Source organism: Spirillospora sp. NPDC000708 (assembly GCF_040299565.1).
Classification (GTDB): domain Bacteria; phylum Actinomycetota; class Actinomycetes; order Streptosporangiales; family Streptosporangiaceae; genus Spirillospora.
Genome location: NZ_JBEPCJ010000047.1, coordinates 28,415 through 43,425, shown reverse-complemented (window position 1 = coordinate 43,425; position 15,011 = coordinate 28,415). Strand labels below are relative to the sequence as shown.

Here is a 15,011-nt window from a genome sequence, read left to right as displayed (position 1 = left end):
CGTTCCCTTCAGTCGGAGGCGGGCAGGGGCTTGGCCGTCTTGAGGGTCATCGGGACGCCCCCGCAGGTGAGCTCGCCCGTTCCGGAGCGGGTGCACAGCAGTTCGAGGGTCCCGGCCGCGTCCACGTAGCGCTTGCCGATGAGCGTCGCCGCCTCGCCTCCCCCGGGCTTCGCGGGCGCGGCGTCCCCCTGGGAGGAGGCGGGCACCATCGGGCTCCCGCCGCAGGCGATCTCCGGCGCGCCCCCGGCGGGGGCGCGCACGACGATCACGCGCGTGTCGCAGACGGTGCTGGCGAGCTGGTCACCGGTGCGCGGTGCCGGTGCGTTCATTTGCGGGCGTCCCTTTCGAGCAGGCGGTCGGCGAGCTGGGCGATGTCGTAGGACTGCCGGGCCATCCAGAACCGCAGGAAGCCGGTCAGCGAGTAGCGCAGGAACAGCGCGGACCCGGCGACGGCGGCGGTGACCCCGCCGAGGCCGAGCGTGATGGCGTCCCGCTGCACGAGCGGGTCGCGGGTGCCGTGCGAGAGCGCGTAGGCCGCCACGGCGAGCGCCGCGCCGGCGACCATCAGCAGCGCGCCGAGGCGGAGCCACAGCGAGGCCCGCCCGGCGGCCGGGTCGGGGATCTTCAGCTCCGCCAGCTCCTGGGCGAAGCGGTCCGCGCGCGTCCGCGCGGCGGGCGCGTCCGCGTTCGCGCCGGGCCGTTCCTCCTCGCGGCTCGGCTCGGTCGACGTCGTCTCGGTCGGGCTCATGTGGGACTCCCCAGATAGAGGGTGGAAAGTTCGGCGCGCAGCCCGTCGTCGGGGCGGCCCCGCCGTTCGATCCGGCCGCGCACCAGCACGGCCGCGTGGTCGGCGATCCCGAACACGGCGGAGGCGAACTGCTCGACGACCAGCACGGCCACCCCCTGCCGGGCGATCTCGGCGACCTGCTCGTACAGCCGGCCGACGACCAGCGGCGCCAGCCCCATGGACAGCTCGTCCAGCAGCAGCACGGCGGGGTCGGTGGCGAGGCCGCGGGCGAGGGCGAGCATCTGCTGCTCGCCGCCGGACAGGGTCCCGGCGGTCTGCGAGGCGCGCTTGGCGAGGACGGGGAACCGCGTGAACGCGACCTCCTCGATCTCCGCGCGGGTGCGGCCCGTGAAGGTCATCATCAGCAGGTTGTCGCGCACCGACAGGTTGGGGAACACGCCCCGCCCCTCGGGGATCAGGCAGACCCCGGCGCGGGCCAGGTCGCGCGGGCGGGCCCCGGTCACGTCCCGGCCGCCGAGCAGCAGCCGCCCCGACTCGGCCGGGTGGACGCCCGCCGCGACGCGGAGCGTGGTGGTCTTGCCGGCCCCGTTCGGGCCGAGCAGCGCCACCACCTCCCCCGCGGCCACGCGCAGGCCGACCCCGTGCAGCACGGTGATCCGCCCGTGGGCGGCGCGCACGTCCCGCAGCTCGAACAGGGCGCTCATGGTTCCCCCAGGTAGGCGGCCAGGACGGTCTCGTCGTTGCGGATCACCTCGGGCGGCCCGGCCGCGATGACCTTCCCGAGGTCGAGCACGTGCACCTCGTCGCACACGCTCATGACCAGCCCCATGTCGTGCTCCACCAGGACGACGGCGGTCCCGTCCCGGGCGAGCGAGCGCAGCAGCGCCGCGAACCGCTCGGTCTCGGCGGCGTCCTGCCCGGCCGCGGGCTCGTCCAGCAGCAGCAGCGCGGGCCGTACGGCCAGCGCGCGCCCCACCTCGACCAGGCGGGCGACGCCGGTGGGCAACGCGTCGGCCGGCTGGTCGGCGACCCCGGCCAGCCCGAGCCGGTCGACGACCTCGTCGACCGCGCGGGCGGCGCGGCGCCGCTCGGGCCCCAGCTCCGCGGCGACCAGCAGGTTGTCGCGGACGCTGAGCCGGCCGAACAGCTCCAGCCGCTGGAACGTCCGCGCGAGCCCGCGCCGGGCGCGCCGCGCGGGGCCCATCCGGGTGACGTCCCGGCCGTCGAGCAGGACGCGTCCCGACGAGGGCCGGCGCAGCCCGGACACCACGTCGAACAGGGTGCTCTTGCCCGCGCCGTTCGGCCCGATCAGGCCGGTGACGCGGCCCCGTTCGGCGGCGATGCCGACGCCGTCCAGCGCGCGGTTCCCGCCGTAGGCGACCGTCACGCCCTCAACCTCGAGCGATGCCACGGGCCAGCACCTCCCCGTCCTCGGCGCGCCAGGGGCGCCGCACGCCCCACCACTCGACCGGGACCTCCGGCTCGGCCGGCGCGTTCCGCCGCGCCGCCGCCCAGGCGCGCAGCGCCGACGCCACGGCCACCAGCCCCACGAGCAGGACCCACCCGTTGACCGCGTCCGCGATCCGCAGCGCCCACGCCAGCGCGACGGCGGCGAGCAGGGCAGGCAGGACGAGCCGGTCCCGCGCGACCGGCTCCCATTCGCGCCGGAGCCGGACGACGATGCCGTCGGGGCTCTGCCCGAGGCCCATGCCGGCGAGCGCGGGCAGGATCGCGACGAGGTTCTGGGTCCAGGACGCCAGGCCGAGCAGGATGTTCGGCCCGATGTACGCTGTCCCCGCGAACAGCCCGTTGCCGACGCAGCCGAGACCGCCGATCACCGCGATCAGGAAGATCGGCAGCCCCGCCACGAGGCCGAACTGGTCGGCCGTGATCGTGCGCAGCTGCATGCCGTAGAGCGCGCCGCCGAGCCCGGCGATCCCGGCCGCCAGCGCGAACACCGCCACCCGGGCGACCAGCAGGTTGCCGCCCAGGGTGGCGTAGGCGGCCTCGCTGTCGCGCAGTGCGATCAGCCGCCGCCCGAACCGGCCGCGGCGCAGCGCCGCCACGCCGAGCGAGACCAGGGCGAGGCAGACCGCGGAGAACACCATCAGCCCGCGCTCGCCGTCCAGCCGGAGGCCGAACAGCGACGGGCCGGACACCTCCAGCGATCCCTGCTCGAACAGCGAGATCCGCACCCCCAGCACGTCGAAGGACGGCAGGGTGAAGATCCACCGGTCGAGGACGACCGTGAAGGCCGCCGTGCCGAGCGCCAGGTACACCCCGGACAGGCGCAGCGCGGGCAGCGCGATCACCGCGCCGGCCAGCGCCGCGACCAGCACGGCGACGAGCAGCGCCCACGGCTGCCCGTCCGCGCCGAGGTGCGCCCAGACGACCGCGCCGATCCCCGCCATGCTGAGCTGGCACAGCGAGATCTGCCCCGCGTACCCCGCCAGCGGCACGTACGACAGCGCCACCATGCCGAGCGGCAGCAGCGGCCCGAGGGTGATGAGGTCCTTGCCCTGCAGCACGGTCGCCATGGCCACGCCGACCACGACGACCGACGCGGCGAACACCAGCGCCCCGCGCATCGACGGCAGCGGCACCGGCGCGAGCCGCCGGTCCCGGCCGCGCAGCCGGCGGTGCGGGAACAGCAGCAGCGCGGCGAACAGCAGCAGCGCGGGCGCGGCCAGCCGCAGCCCGGGCAGGTAGTCGTTCTGCGGCAGGTAGCCGGTCAGGTAGCTCTCCATGCAGCCGACGACGACCGCGCCGAGGAAGGTCAGCGGCAGGCTCCGCAGCCGCCCGAAGATCGCCGCGGTGTAGGCGCTGACGATCAGCAGCGAGAGCTGCTGGGCGTCCAGCGCGACCGACGGCGCGATGAGGATGCCGCCGACCGCGGCGAGCTGCGTGCCGAGGACCCAGGCCACCCGGTTCGCGCGCAGCGGGTCGGCGCCCGTGAGCCCGGCCAGGGCCCGGTCGTCCACGGTGGCGCGCATCTCGGCGCCGGTGCGGGTCCGGTTCAGCAGCACCCGCAGGCCCGCCGCGACCGCCACCGCGACGACCATGGTGATCGCCTGGTGCCAGGTGACCGTGACCGGGCCCGCGCGGAACGGCGTCCGGCCGGCGAAGAACGTCGGCAGCGGGCGCGCCACGTTCGGGTCCCAGATCCACCGGGCGCCGGCGATGAGGCCGCTCAGCAGCGCGACCATCATCACCATCCGCTCCGCCTCGCCCAGGTGCTGGACGGGCCGCAGCAGGACCCGTTCGACCAGCAGCCCGAAGCCGGGGGCGAGCACGAGCAGCACCACGGCCAGGGCGAGCGGGACGGGCCACCCCCAGCCGACGGTGAGCTGCCAGTAGCAGAACGCGGCCAGCATCCCCGCGGCGCCGTGGGCGAAGTTGAACACGCCGGTCGTGACGTACGTGAGCACGAGGCCGCTGCTGATGACCGCGTAGATGGCGGCGGTGCTCAGCCCGACGATCCCGAAGGCGAGGAACTGCTCCATTACTTCAGGTCGTTCATGCTCTTGCCGACATCGGCGAGCGTCATCGGCTTACCGTAGGTGCCGGTGTACTTGTACTTGTACTTGGCCTCGCCGCAGCGGTAGGGGCCGTTGTTGGGCTTGAAGTCGGCGGGCTTCCAGCCGTCCGGGGTGGCCTTCTCGGCGTTGAAGCAGTCCAGCGGCGCGTCGCTCTTGGAGAGGTCGAGCGGGGCCTGGAGCCCGCCGGCGGTCCACGCGGTCTCCTTCCGGGCGGCGTCGTAGAGGCACTTGCGCGTGAGGTCGTCCCCGCAGGTGGCCGCCGACTTGGCGAACAGCAGCCATGCCGAGAAGCTGCGCATTCCGACGCTCGTGAGGTCCGAGGCGGAGGCGTATTTCGCGTACAGCTCCTGGATCTTCTTGGTCGCCGGGTTGTCCGACGCGGTCTCGAGCGGATGCAGGCCGCTGAGGTCGGCGTAGTTGTTCTGGAACTTCAGGGACGGGCCCGCCAGCTTGATGAACTGGGGGAGGTAGGCGTTGTTGTTCGCGTCGATCCAGTCGAGCTTGTAGTTGATGCTCGTGAGGACCTGTTCGAGCTTGGAGAGGCTCGTCCAGTCGCCGTAGAAGACGAGGCCCTTGACGCCCTTGCTCTTGATGGACTGCGCGTAGGGGGTCCAGTCCGAGACGCCCTGCGCCGGGTAGAGGTCGTTGTAGGCGACGTTCCCGCCCAGCGACTTGAGGGACTCCTGCGCCTGGGCGGCGCCGACCTTGGTGACCGGGGAGTCGCCCGCGATGATGCCGACGGATCCCTTGGACCCGGGGTAGGCCTCCTTCATCAGCCACCCCCAGTAGCCCTGGTAGCGAGCGTAGGACGCGCCGCCGGTCTGGGAGAACTGCAGGTCCGACCCGCTGTTCGGGACCATGACGACCTGGGCCGGGAAGTCGGGCAGCAGGCAGGAGAGCCGGTCCTTGGTACCGAGGCCGTCGAGCGCTGCGCTGCCGCCGGCGAGCGCGAAGTCCTGCTTGCAGGACTCCAGCATCCGCTGCCGGACCTCCATCATCTTGGTGTCCCGGATGTGGGGGACGATCTTGCGGCCCTTGATGCCGCCCAGGTCGTTGCACCACGAGGTGAACACCTTCGCGGAGTTGAGCAGTTCCGGGTTCTTGGTGAACCCGACGTCGCTGAAGACGCCGACGTCGATCGAATCCTTGGTGACGCCCTGTGCGGGCGCCTTCGTCGGACTGCCGGGCCCGCACACGTCCTTCAGGTCGCCGAAGTCGGCCGAGACGGCCTGCTTCGGCGCCCCCGCCCCGCTCGGCTCCTCCTTGTCGCCGCCGCTGCGGCCGCAACCGGCCGCCAGCAGGGCGACCGCCGCGAGGGCGACGACGGGCGTCAGCGTTTTCACAGGCTTCCTCCTCGGTGATGTCCCCCGAGCGTCTTGGCGGAGTGGGTGAGCGCCGACCCTCTGGCATCCTCTTGCTGCAAGGAAACTAGCTTCTCCTATGACGAGAATCAAGGATTCATATTCGCTCAACCCAATGATCAGAGCCTGGTCGGGCGGGCTCACGCCGCCGTCCACCCGGTTCCGCACCGCCCGGAGAGCGCCGGAGACCCCCGGCGCCCCGCGGCACCGCCCGGCGCTGTTGACCGCGGGCTCGCGATCATGCGAACCTACGATCAAGCTGCGAGAATTTGATTCTCGCCGATGAGAGGGAGAGTCCATGCGCGTGCCGCCGCTGCCGGGCGACCAGTGGAGCGACCAGGAGCGCGCGGCGCTGGCCGTCCTGCTGCCCGAGCACCGCCTCAACCCGCGCGGCGCGGGGAATGCCCTGGCCACGCTCGTGCGCCACCCGCGGCTGGTGCGGAGGTTCCTCCCCTTCAGCGGGTACATGATGATGCGCTCGACGCTCCCCGCCCGGCTCCGCGAACTCGCGGTCCTGCGGGTCGCGCGGCTGCGCGACTGCGTCTACGAGTGGACCGAGCACGTGAAGCTCGGCGAACTGGTGGGCCTGTCGGAGGAGGAGATCGAGGCGGCCGGGCGCGGCGAGGCCGCCGGCGAGCTGGACGCGGCGGTCCTGCGCGCGGTCGACGAGCTCGAACGCGACTACACCATCTCCGACGGGACCTGGGCCGCGCTCGGCGAGCACCTCGACGAGCGGCAGCTCATCGACCTGGTGTTCACGGTCGGCACCTACGGCATGCTCGCGAGCGCCTTCAACACCTTCGGCGTCGAGCCCGACGAACCCGGCCTGCCCAGCGAGTTCGAGCGGCCGGGCGGGGGCGGCTGAGCCGCCGCGCCCGGTGGCCCGCTCACCCGCGCCCCGCGTCCGGGACGTCTCAAGCGTCCGGGGCGTCCGGGTCCGCGGGGAGGATCAGGACCTTGCCGGCCGAGCTGCGCCCCGCGACGGCGGCGAGCGCGCCGGCCGCGTCCTCCAGCGGGTACACGGCGTGGATGTGCGGCTTCAGCTCGCCGGTCAGGAAGAGCCGGGCCAGCTCGGCGCGGCCGCGCACGAGCGCGTCCCGCTCGTGCCTGGCCCAGCCGCCGAACTCGAAGCCGCGCACGCTGATCCCTTTGAGCATCACCAGGTTGAGCGGTATGCGCGGGATCTCGCCGCCGGCGAACCCGACCGTCACATAGCGGCCGCCCCAGCGCAGCGCGCGGAGCGCGGGCTCGGCGTGGTCGCCGCCGACCGGGTCGAGCACCACGTCGGCGCCGCCCGCGTCGGCCAGCCGCCGCTTGAGGTCGTCGTAGGGCAGGGCGATGTCGGCGCCCTCCGCCAGGCACAGGCCACGTTTCCGCTCGGACGACGCGACCGCGATGACGCGCGCGCCGAGCAGCCGTCCCAGCTGGACGGCGGCCAGGCCGACGCCGCCGGCGGCACCCAGAACGGCCAGCGTCTCCCCCGCGCGCAGCTCGGCGACGAGCGTGAGCGCGTGGTAGGCGGTGGCGTAGGAGACGCCGGACGCCGCCGCGGCGCGCAGGTCGGCGCCGGGCGGCAGCGCGGTCAGGCTGGTCGCGGGCACCACCACGCGCTGGGCGAAGGCGCCCACGAACACCGAGCCGGACACGGCGTCGCCGGGGGCGAACCCCTCGACGTCCGGCCCGACCTCGGTGATCCGCCCCGCGAACTCGCTGCCGGGCGTGAACGGGACCGGGGCGGCGACCTGGTAGGCGCCCTGGACGACGAGGATGTCGGCGAAGTTCACCGCGGCGGCCCGCACCTCGACGACGACCTGGCCGGGGCCGGCGACCGGCTCGGGGATCTCGTGCACCGCCAGGTCGTCCAGGGAACCGTGCACGGTGCAGCGCAAGGCTTTCACGGCGAAGAGAATAGCATTCTCGAAAATTCATAGTAAGCCTCTCGCAAACCTTGGCGGTCCGAGCGGTGAGACTGCAGGCACGGTCCCGGAATCGTGCAGTAAGGTTCTTGACATGGCACAGAAGACGGATCCGCCCGCGAGCGCACCGGCCGAGGAACCGGCCTGGAAGCAGCGCGCGGTCGAGCGCTCCACCAAGGCCGCCAAGCTCCGCGCCGAGCAGCGGGTGGAGCGCTTCCTCGACGCGGCGCAGGCGATCATCACGGAGAAGAACACCACCGACTTCACCGTGCAGGAGGTCGTGGACCGCTCGCGGCAGTCGCTGCGCAGCTTCTACCAGCACTTCGACGGCAAGCACGAGCTGCTCCTCGCCCTGTTCGAGGACGCGCTGCGCCGGTCGGCCGACCAGATCCGGGCCGCCGCGGCCGGGCAGGCCGACCCGCTGGCCCGGCTCAAGGTCGCGGTCGAGCTGCTGTTCGAGCTCTCCCGCCCGGACCCGTCCGCGCAGCGCCCGCTGTTCACCGACTTCGCCCCGCAGCTGCTGATCTCTCACCCGGCCGAGGTGAAGATCGCGCACGCCCCGCTGCTGGCCCTGTTCACCGAGCTGATGACCGAGGCGGAGGCCGCCGGGCAGCTCCGCGCGGAGGTCGCGCCGCGGCGGGCCGCCGCCCTGGTGATGCAGACGGTGATGTTCGTCGCCCAGTCGAACGGGGTCTCCGAGGACGAGAACGCCCACCCGCTCGAGGCCGGCGAGGTCTGGGACTTCTGCGCCCTGGGGGTCTCCCGCGGCTGATTCTGAGAATCCTATTCTCAGATTCAGAGAGCCTCACTATAGTCGGGGCATGCCCGATCTCTGGAGCGATCTCCTGGCGTGCCTCGACCTCACCGCGCCGCCTCCGGCCCGGCCCGCCGGCGCCGAGGGCGCGTCCGTCGTGTTCGAGGGGCGCAACCAGCGGCTCGGCTACCACCGCCTGTTCGGCGGCCAGCTCCTCGCCCAGTTCGCCAGGGCGGCGGCGCTGGCCTGCCCCGGCAAGGGCGTCAAGTCGCTGCACGCGCTGTTCCCGCGCGAGGGGCGCACCGACGAGCCCGTCCGCTACGAGGTGGAGCGCCACCGCGAGGGCGGCACCTTCGCGGTCCTGACGGTCAAGGCGCTCCAAGAGGCGGGCGTCATCGCCACCGCATCGGTGTCCCTGCACGCCGCCGAGGACGGGCCCGACCACCAGACGGTCGCGAAGGTGCCGCCGGTCCTCGGGCCCGAGCACCGGGTGGACATCGGCCTGCTCCCCTGGGAGACCCGCGCGTCCGCCGACCTGGACTCGGCCGCCTCGGGACCGCCCGAACTCGACCTGTGGATGCGGATCCCCGAGACCGACCCGGACCACGCGCCCGCCCTCGCCGCCTACGCGACGGACCTCAGCCTGATCGGGACGGCGCTGCGGCCCGTCGAGGGCGTCGGGCAGCGGGACGCCGGCACGGCGTTCACCTCCGCCGTCACCTCGCACACGCTCTGGTTCCACCGCCCGTTCCGCACCGGCGGCTGGCTCCTCCTCCGCCAGCACAGCCCGCTCCTCGCGCACGGCCGCTGCTTCGGCAGGGGCGACGTCCTCACCGAGGACGGCGCCCTGGTCGCCTCCTACGCGCAGGAGGCCCTGCTGCGCTTCCGCAGCTGATCCGCCGTCAGCCCACCCGCCCGGGAGGAAGGTCGACGAGCTCCCGGGCGGCCGCGTACGGGTCGCGGCGGCCGGCGGCGACGTCGGCCGCCAGGTCCGTGAGGGCCGGGTGGGCGCGCAGGCGGCTCTGCGCCAGGGAGAGGATCTGGGCGCGGGCGCGCTCCGCCCGGCGGGCCGGATCGTCCGCCCGGGCGTGCGCCTCGACCGCCTCGACGAGCCGGGGCAGCCCCTCCCCCTTCGTCGCGACGAGGGTCAGGATCGGGGCGGCGGTCTCGGCGCGCAGGTCCCGGACGGTCCGTTCCACGCCGTCGCGGTCGGCCTTGTTGACGACCAGGACGTCCGCGACCTCGAGCAGGCCGGCCTTCGCGGCCTGCACGGCGTCGCCCGCGCCGGGGGCGAGCACGACCACGACGGGGTCGGCGACGGCGGCGACCTCGATCTCCGACTGCCCGACGCCGACCGTCTCCACGATGACCGGGTCGTAGCCGAGCGCGGCCAGCACCCGGACCGCCGCGGGCACGGCCGTCGCCAGCCCGCCGAGATGCCCGCGGGTCGCCACCGAGCGGATGAGCACGCCGGGGTCGGCGGCGTGCGCGGACATCCGGATCCGGTCGCCGAGCAGCGCGCCGCCGCTGAACGGCGAGGACGGGTCGACGGCGAGCACCGCCACGCGGCGCCCGCCGTCCCGGTAAGCGCCGACGAGGGCGGCGACCGTCGTCGACTTGCCCGCGCCGGGCGGTCCCGTCACACCGACGACCCGCGCGGCGGCCGGTCCGAGGGCGTCGAGGACCTCCTCGCGGCGCGCGCCCTCGACCAGGGTGAGCAGCCGCCCGGCGGCCCGGACCGAACCGCCGCGCGCTTCGGCGACCAGCTCGGGGACGTTCACCGCGCTCCCGCTCGCACGGTCACGGCGCCGGGACCTCGATGACCGTGGCCGAGCCCATGCCGCCGCCCGCGCACATCGCGGCGACGCCGATGCCGCCGCCGCGGCGCCGCAGCTCGTGCACCAGCGTGACCAGCATGCGGGCGCCGGTGGCGGCGACCGGGTGGCCGAGCGAGCAGCCGCTGCCGTTGACGTTCACCCGTTCCGGGTCGAGCCCGAGCATGCCGACCGTCGCGACGCACATCGACGCGAACGCCTCGTTGATCTCGAACACCTCGACGTCGTCGGGCTTGAGCCCGGCGCGCGCCAGCGCCTTCGGGATCGCCTTCGTCGGGGCGAGGCCGGTGATGGCGGGGTCGACGCCGACCGACGCCCACGACCGGACGGTGCCGAGCACGGGCAGGCCCTGCCGGGCGGCGAGCCCGTCGCTGGCGACCACGAGCGCGGCCGCGCCGTCGTTGCTGCCGCAGGCGTTCCCGGCGGTGATGCTGAAGCCCTCGATCTCCGGGTGCAGCGGCTTGAGCGCGGCGAGCTTCTCCATGGACGTGTCGCGCCGCGGATGCTCGTCGACGGAGAACGTTCCGTGCGGCGTCTCGATGGGGACGATCTCGTCCTTGAACCGGCCCTCGTCGATGGCGCGGACCGCGTTGCGGTGCGAGCGCAGCGCCCACGCGTCCATCTCCTCGCGGGACACGCCCGCCTTGACGGCCGCGTTCCAGCCGACGGTGATGGACATGTCCAGGTTCGGGGCGTCCGGGCGGTCGGGGTGGGTGGGCGGGTTCCACGGGTCGACCCACTCGCCGCCGGCCCGGAAGCGGGACTTCGGCGACGTGGAGGCCGAGTTCACCCCGCCGGCGATGACGAGCTCGTCCATGCCCGCGCGGATGCTCGCGGCGGCGTCCTGGACGGCGGCCTGACCTGCGGCGCAGTGCCGGTTGCAGGCCTGCCCGGCGACGGAGGTGAGCCCGGCGGTGATCGCGGCGTGGCGGGCCAGGACGCCGCCGCCGTACAGGCCCTCGCCGAGGATCACGTCGTCGACCTGCTCGGGGTCGAGCCCCGAGGCGGCGGCGGAGACCACGTGGTGCGCCAGGTCGTAGGCGGTGGTGTCGCGCAGGGTCCCCTTGAAGGCGGTGCCCACGGGGGTGCGCAGGGCGGCGGTGATGACGGCTTCAGGCACGGGTGTTCTCCAACGTTGTGTCCATCTCGGCCAGCAGGACGCGGCGCAGCAGCTTTCCGGTGTCGGTCTTCGGGAGCTCGGCGCGGAAGACGATGTCGTCGGGCGTCTTGGAGGACCGCAGCCGCTCCCGGACCCAGCGCCTGATCTCCTCCGGCTCGCCCTCGCCGACGACGACCGCGACGAGGCGCTGCCCCCACTCGGGGTCGGGCACACCGAGCACCGCGGCCTCGGCGATCCCGGGATGGGCCAGCAGGACGTCCTCGATCTCGGCCGGGGCGATGTTCTCCCCGCCGCGGATGATGGTGTCGTCGGCGCGGCCCTCGATGAACAGGTAGCCGTCGGCGTCGAGGCGTCCGCGGTCCCGGGTGGCGAACCAGCCGCCGGCGTCGAGGGAGCTCTTCCCCCCGTACTCGCCGGAGATCTGCTCGCCCCGGACGAACACCAGCCCGGTCCGGCCCGCCTCCAGGGGCTCGCCGTCGTCGGAGCGGATCTGGAACTCGACGCCGGGCAGCGCGCGGCCGACCGACCCGAGGCGCGCGCGGACCGCCGGGTCGGTCGCGGCGAGCGCCTCGCGGTGGTCGTCGGGGCCGAGGACGGCGATGGAGGACGCCGTCTCCGTCAGGCCGTAGGCGTTGACGAAACCCGTGTCCGGGAAGATCCGCAGCGCCCGTTCCAGCACGGGCAGCGGGGTCCGCGCGCCGCCGTAGGCGAGGTTGCGCAGGGTCGGCGTGCCGGCGTCGTCGCCCGTCACCTCCGCGACGATCCGCGCCAGCATCGTCGGCACGACCAGCGCGTTCGTGATGCGCTCGCGCCGGACGGTCTCCAGCCACTCCCCCGCGTCGAAGACCGACATGTAGACCACCCGGCGGCCGGTGTAAAGGTTCGACAGCAGGTTCGCCAGGCCCGCGACGTGGTACGGCGGGACCGCGACGAGCGCGGCGTCCTCCTCCGAAGCGGAACCGAACTCCAGGGTGTTCAGCACGTAGGCGAGCAGGTGCCGGTGGCGCAGGACGGCCGACTTCGGCGCGGCCGTCGTCCCGCTGGTGTAGAGCAGGACCGCGACGGGGTCCGGGTCGTCCTCGGCCGCCGGCTCCGGGCCGGAGGCGGACGGGTCCTCGGACGCGGCCGCCTCGGTCTCCGCCATGAAGGAGTCGAGGTCGGCGGGCCGGAGCACCAGCGCGCCGGGGTGCCGGGACCGCAGCTCGTCCAGCTGCTGCTCGCCGAGCCGGTAGTTGAGGGGGACGAAGGGCACGCCCGCGACGGCGGCGCCGAACAGCGCGACCGGGTAGGCGAGGTGGTTCGCCGCCAGGTAGAGGACGGCGGGGTGGCGCCGGAACCGGTGGGCGGCCGCCCGGGCGAGGCGCAGCAGGCCGGCGGCGGTCAGCGAGCGGCCGTCCGCCGTCACCGCCGTCCGGTCGCCGGCCGAGGCCGCCATCTCCGCGATCATGGTGATGTTCATGAGAATGCTATTCTCACTCATCAAGATTCCTACTTGCAAGAGAGGGTAACGCGATGCAGATCGAGGGCAGTTCCGCGATCGTCGTCGGCGGCGCCGGCGGGCTCGGCGAGGCCACCGTCCGCCGCCTCCGCGCGGCCGGGGCCGAGGTGGTCGTCGCCGACCTCGCCGACGAGAAGGGCAAGGCGCTGGAGGACGAGCTCGGCGTCCGCTACGTGCGGACCGACGCCACCGACGAGGACTCCGTCCTCGCGGCGCTGGCCGAGGCAGAGGCGGCGGGACCGCTGCGCATCTCCGTGGACGCCCACGGCGGGCCGGCCAGCGGCGGCCGGCTCGTCGGCAAGGACGGCTCTCCCCTGGACCTCGCCGGCTTCCGCACGACCATCGAGGTGTACCTGACCGGCGTCTTCAACGTGATGCGCCTGGCCGCCGCCGCGATCGGGAAGCAGGAGCCCACCTCCGAGGACGGCGCCCGCGGCGTCATCGTCAACACCGCCTCCATCGCCGCCTACGAGGGGCAGATCGGCCAGATCCCCTACGCCGCAGCCAAGGGCGGGGTCGTCGGCATGACCGTCGTGGCCGCGCGCGACCTGTCGCCACTCGGCATCCGCGTCGTCACCATCGCGCCGGGGACGTTCCTGACCCCGGCCTACGGCAAGGCGGGCGACCAGCTGGAGGCGTACTGGGGGCCGCAGGTGCCGCACCCGAAGCGCATGGGCCGCACCCCGGAGTACGCCGCGCTCGTCCAGCACATCTGCGAGAACGACTACCTCAACGGCGAGGTCATCCGCCTCGACGGCGCGCTGCGGTTCCCGCCGAAGTGACCGGACCCCTCACCGGCAAGGTCGCGTTCGTCGCCGGCGCCAGCCGCGGCATCGGGCGGACGGTGGCGCTGGCGCTCGCGGAGGCGGGCGCCGGGGTCGCCGTCGCCGCGCGGTCCGAACGCGAGGGGCGGCTGCCCGGCACGATCCACTCGGTCGCCGGCCGGATCACCGCGGCGGGCGGCCGCGCCCTCGCCGTGCCCTGCGACGTCACCAGCGAGGACTCGGTCGCGGCGGCCGTGGCGGCGACCGCGGACGCGTTCGGCGGCATCGACATCCTGATCGCCAACGCCGGGATCCTCTGGCTCGGCCCGGTCGAGTCGACGCCGCTGCAGCGCTGGCAGCGGTGCCTCGACGTCAACCTGACCGGCGTCTTCCTGGTGACCAGGGCCGTCATCCCGCACATCAGGGCGCGCGGTGGCGGCTCCCTGGTGGCGGTGACGACGTCGGGGGTCGGCATGACCGGCCGCGGCGCGAACGCGTACTGGGTCTCCAAGGCCGCCGTCGAACGCCTCTACCTCGGCCTGGCCGCCGACCTCAGGCCCGACAACATCGCGGTGAACTGCCTGGCGCCGTCCCGTGTCGTCATCACCGAAGGCTGGATCGCCGGAGGGGGCGGCACGGAGATCCCGGACGAGATGGTCGAGCCGCCGGAGGCCATGGGGAGGGCGGCGGTGCTGCTGGCCGCCCAGGACGCGGGCGGCATCACCGGGACGGTCCAGCGTTCGGAGTCGCTCCCCTGACCCGGGGGACCGTCCGGGCTCAGTCGGGCCGCAGGCCGCGCAGGAACAGCCGCACGGCGACGCGCGTGTGGTGCTCCCAGGTGGCCTCGTCGCGCTCGATGCCGAACGAGGCGAGGCGCGCCGGCATGCCCGAGACCATGGCGATGAAGTGCTCGGCCAGGATCTCGGGCTCGTCGGCCTCGATCGCGCCGGTGGCGGCGTGCCGCCGGAGCAGCTCGACGAGGAGCGGCTTGCGCGGGAAGTGACCGGCCGCGTAGGCGCGGCTCGCGAGGTCGGGGAACCGTGACGCGTGCGCGATGGCGATCCTGCTCAGCCTGACCATGGACGGGTCCAGCGCCCGGCGCAGCGCGGTGCGCGCGATGGTCGTCAGCGCGCCCTCCAGGTCGTCGAGGTCCGGGGCGGCGGGCTCGGTCCCGGGCCAGTCGGGGTCGGGGACGGCCTGCCTCAGGACGGAGGCGAAGACCTCCTCCTTGCCTTTGAACCGGGCGTAGAGCGACGCCTTCGTGGTGCCGGCGGCACGCGCGATGGCGTCCATCGACGTGCCCTCGTAGCCGTGCTCCAGGAACAGGCTCAACGCGGCGTCGCGGACGGCGCGGTCCAGTTCCGCCGCCTCCTCCAGCGTGGGCCGCCCGCCGCGGCGGGACCGCGTCCTCGGCGGGAGGGCGCCGGAAGCGTCCGATGGCGACATGGACGGAAGTCTGCCAGAACGGGGGTCTGG

Annotated in this window: 16 protein-coding genes; 5 read left to right on the top strand and 11 right to left on the bottom strand. The window is 74.0% G+C overall.

Annotated elements, in window-relative coordinates; all coding sequences use genetic code 11:
* Positions 1-8: 8 nt before the first annotated feature.
* From ABT299_RS29455 to ABT299_RS29430, 6 genes are read right to left on the bottom strand one after another with little or no spacing between them, the layout of a single operon-like run.
* The gene (locus ABT299_RS29455; RefSeq protein WP_151541897.1) at positions 9-329 is read right to left on the bottom strand and encodes a hypothetical protein; all 321 of its coding nucleotides are present in this window, start codon (positions 327-329) and stop codon (positions 9-11) included.
* The gene (locus ABT299_RS29450) at positions 326-748 is read right to left on the bottom strand and encodes a hypothetical protein (RefSeq protein ID WP_500252694.1); all 423 of its coding nucleotides are present in this window, start codon (positions 746-748) and stop codon (positions 326-328) included. Before ABT299_RS29450 ends, ABT299_RS29455 begins: the two co-directional genes overlap by 4 nt.
* Positions 745-1,452: an ABC transporter ATP-binding protein gene (locus ABT299_RS29445; RefSeq protein WP_500252693.1), complete on the bottom strand. Its 708-nt coding sequence runs from the start codon at positions 1,450-1,452 to the stop codon at positions 745-747. The genes ABT299_RS29450 and ABT299_RS29445 overlap by 4 nt, the downstream gene beginning before the upstream one ends.
* Positions 1,449-2,159 (bottom strand): ABC transporter ATP-binding protein, encoded by a 711-nt coding sequence (locus ABT299_RS29440; RefSeq protein WP_151541895.1) that lies wholly within the window; start codon positions 2,157-2,159, stop codon positions 1,449-1,451. The genes ABT299_RS29445 and ABT299_RS29440 overlap by 4 nt, the downstream gene beginning before the upstream one ends.
* Positions 2,140-4,251: a branched-chain amino acid ABC transporter permease gene (locus tag ABT299_RS29435; RefSeq protein WP_500252692.1), complete on the bottom strand. Its 2,112-nt coding sequence runs from the start codon at positions 4,249-4,251 to the stop codon at positions 2,140-2,142. Before ABT299_RS29435 ends, ABT299_RS29440 begins: the two co-directional genes overlap by 20 nt.
* Positions 4,251-5,630: an ABC transporter substrate-binding protein gene (locus ABT299_RS29430; protein ID WP_500252691.1), complete on the bottom strand. Its 1,380-nt coding sequence runs from the start codon at positions 5,628-5,630 to the stop codon at positions 4,251-4,253. Before ABT299_RS29430 ends, ABT299_RS29435 begins: the two co-directional genes overlap by 1 nt.
* A 316-nt stretch (positions 5,631-5,946) precedes the next feature.
* On the opposite strand from ABT299_RS29430, the gene ABT299_RS29425 reads away from it, so the two are divergent.
* Positions 5,947-6,513 carry a carboxymuconolactone decarboxylase family protein gene (locus ABT299_RS29425; RefSeq protein ID WP_500252690.1) on the top strand — a complete coding sequence of 189 codons (567 nt, stop codon included), beginning with the start codon at positions 5,947-5,949 and terminating at the stop codon, positions 6,511-6,513.
* A 49-nt stretch (positions 6,514-6,562) separates the two neighbouring features.
* On the opposite strand, the gene ABT299_RS29420 is transcribed toward ABT299_RS29425, so the two are convergent.
* Positions 6,563-7,546 (bottom strand): NADPH:quinone oxidoreductase family protein, encoded by a 984-nt coding sequence (locus ABT299_RS29420; protein WP_500252689.1) that lies wholly within the window; start codon positions 7,544-7,546, stop codon positions 6,563-6,565.
* A gap of 112 nt (positions 7,547-7,658) precedes the next feature.
* Here ABT299_RS29420 and ABT299_RS29415 point away from each other — a divergent pair, with 112 nt between their 5' ends.
* Both ABT299_RS29415 and ABT299_RS29410 read left to right on the top strand, forming a co-directional pair.
* On the top strand, positions 7,659-8,336 hold the full coding sequence (locus ABT299_RS29415; protein WP_500252688.1) for a TetR/AcrR family transcriptional regulator: 678 nt from the start codon (positions 7,659-7,661) through the stop codon (positions 8,334-8,336).
* Positions 8,337-8,385: 49 nt separating this feature from the next.
* Entirely contained in the window at positions 8,386-9,213 is an 828-nt protein-coding gene (locus tag ABT299_RS29410) for an acyl-CoA thioesterase (RefSeq protein WP_500252687.1), read from the top strand.
* 7 nt (positions 9,214-9,220) lie between these two features.
* On the opposite strand, the gene meaB is transcribed toward ABT299_RS29410, so the two are convergent.
* From meaB to ABT299_RS29395, 3 genes are read right to left on the bottom strand one after another with little or no spacing between them, the layout of a single operon-like run.
* Entirely contained in the window at positions 9,221-10,099 is an 879-nt protein-coding gene (gene meaB / locus ABT299_RS29405) for a methylmalonyl Co-A mutase-associated GTPase MeaB (RefSeq protein ID WP_500252686.1), read from the bottom strand.
* A 19-nt stretch (positions 10,100-10,118) separates the two neighbouring features.
* On the bottom strand, positions 10,119-11,273 hold the full coding sequence (locus ABT299_RS29400; RefSeq protein WP_500252685.1) for a thiolase family protein: 1,155 nt from the start codon (positions 11,271-11,273) through the stop codon (positions 10,119-10,121).
* The gene (locus tag ABT299_RS29395; protein ID WP_500252684.1) at positions 11,266-12,753 is read right to left on the bottom strand and encodes a class I adenylate-forming enzyme family protein; all 1,488 of its coding nucleotides are present in this window, start codon (positions 12,751-12,753) and stop codon (positions 11,266-11,268) included. The genes ABT299_RS29400 and ABT299_RS29395 overlap by 8 nt, the downstream gene beginning before the upstream one ends.
* 32 nt (positions 12,754-12,785) lie before the next feature.
* Between ABT299_RS29395 and ABT299_RS29390 the strand changes: the two genes are divergently transcribed.
* Together ABT299_RS29390 and ABT299_RS29385 are read left to right on the top strand one after the other, a co-directional pair.
* Entirely contained in the window at positions 12,786-13,553 is a 768-nt protein-coding gene (locus tag ABT299_RS29390; protein ID WP_500252683.1) for an SDR family NAD(P)-dependent oxidoreductase, read from the top strand.
* Positions 13,550-14,293: an SDR family NAD(P)-dependent oxidoreductase gene (locus ABT299_RS29385; protein ID WP_500252682.1), complete on the top strand. Its 744-nt coding sequence runs from the start codon at positions 13,550-13,552 to the stop codon at positions 14,291-14,293. Before ABT299_RS29390 ends, ABT299_RS29385 begins: the two co-directional genes overlap by 4 nt.
* Before the next feature lie 19 nt (positions 14,294-14,312).
* Here ABT299_RS29385 and ABT299_RS29380 read toward each other — a convergent pair whose 3' ends face one another.
* The gene (locus tag ABT299_RS29380; protein ID WP_500252681.1) at positions 14,313-14,981 is read right to left on the bottom strand and encodes a TetR/AcrR family transcriptional regulator; all 669 of its coding nucleotides are present in this window, start codon (positions 14,979-14,981) and stop codon (positions 14,313-14,315) included.
* Positions 14,982-15,011: the final 30 nt, after the last annotated feature.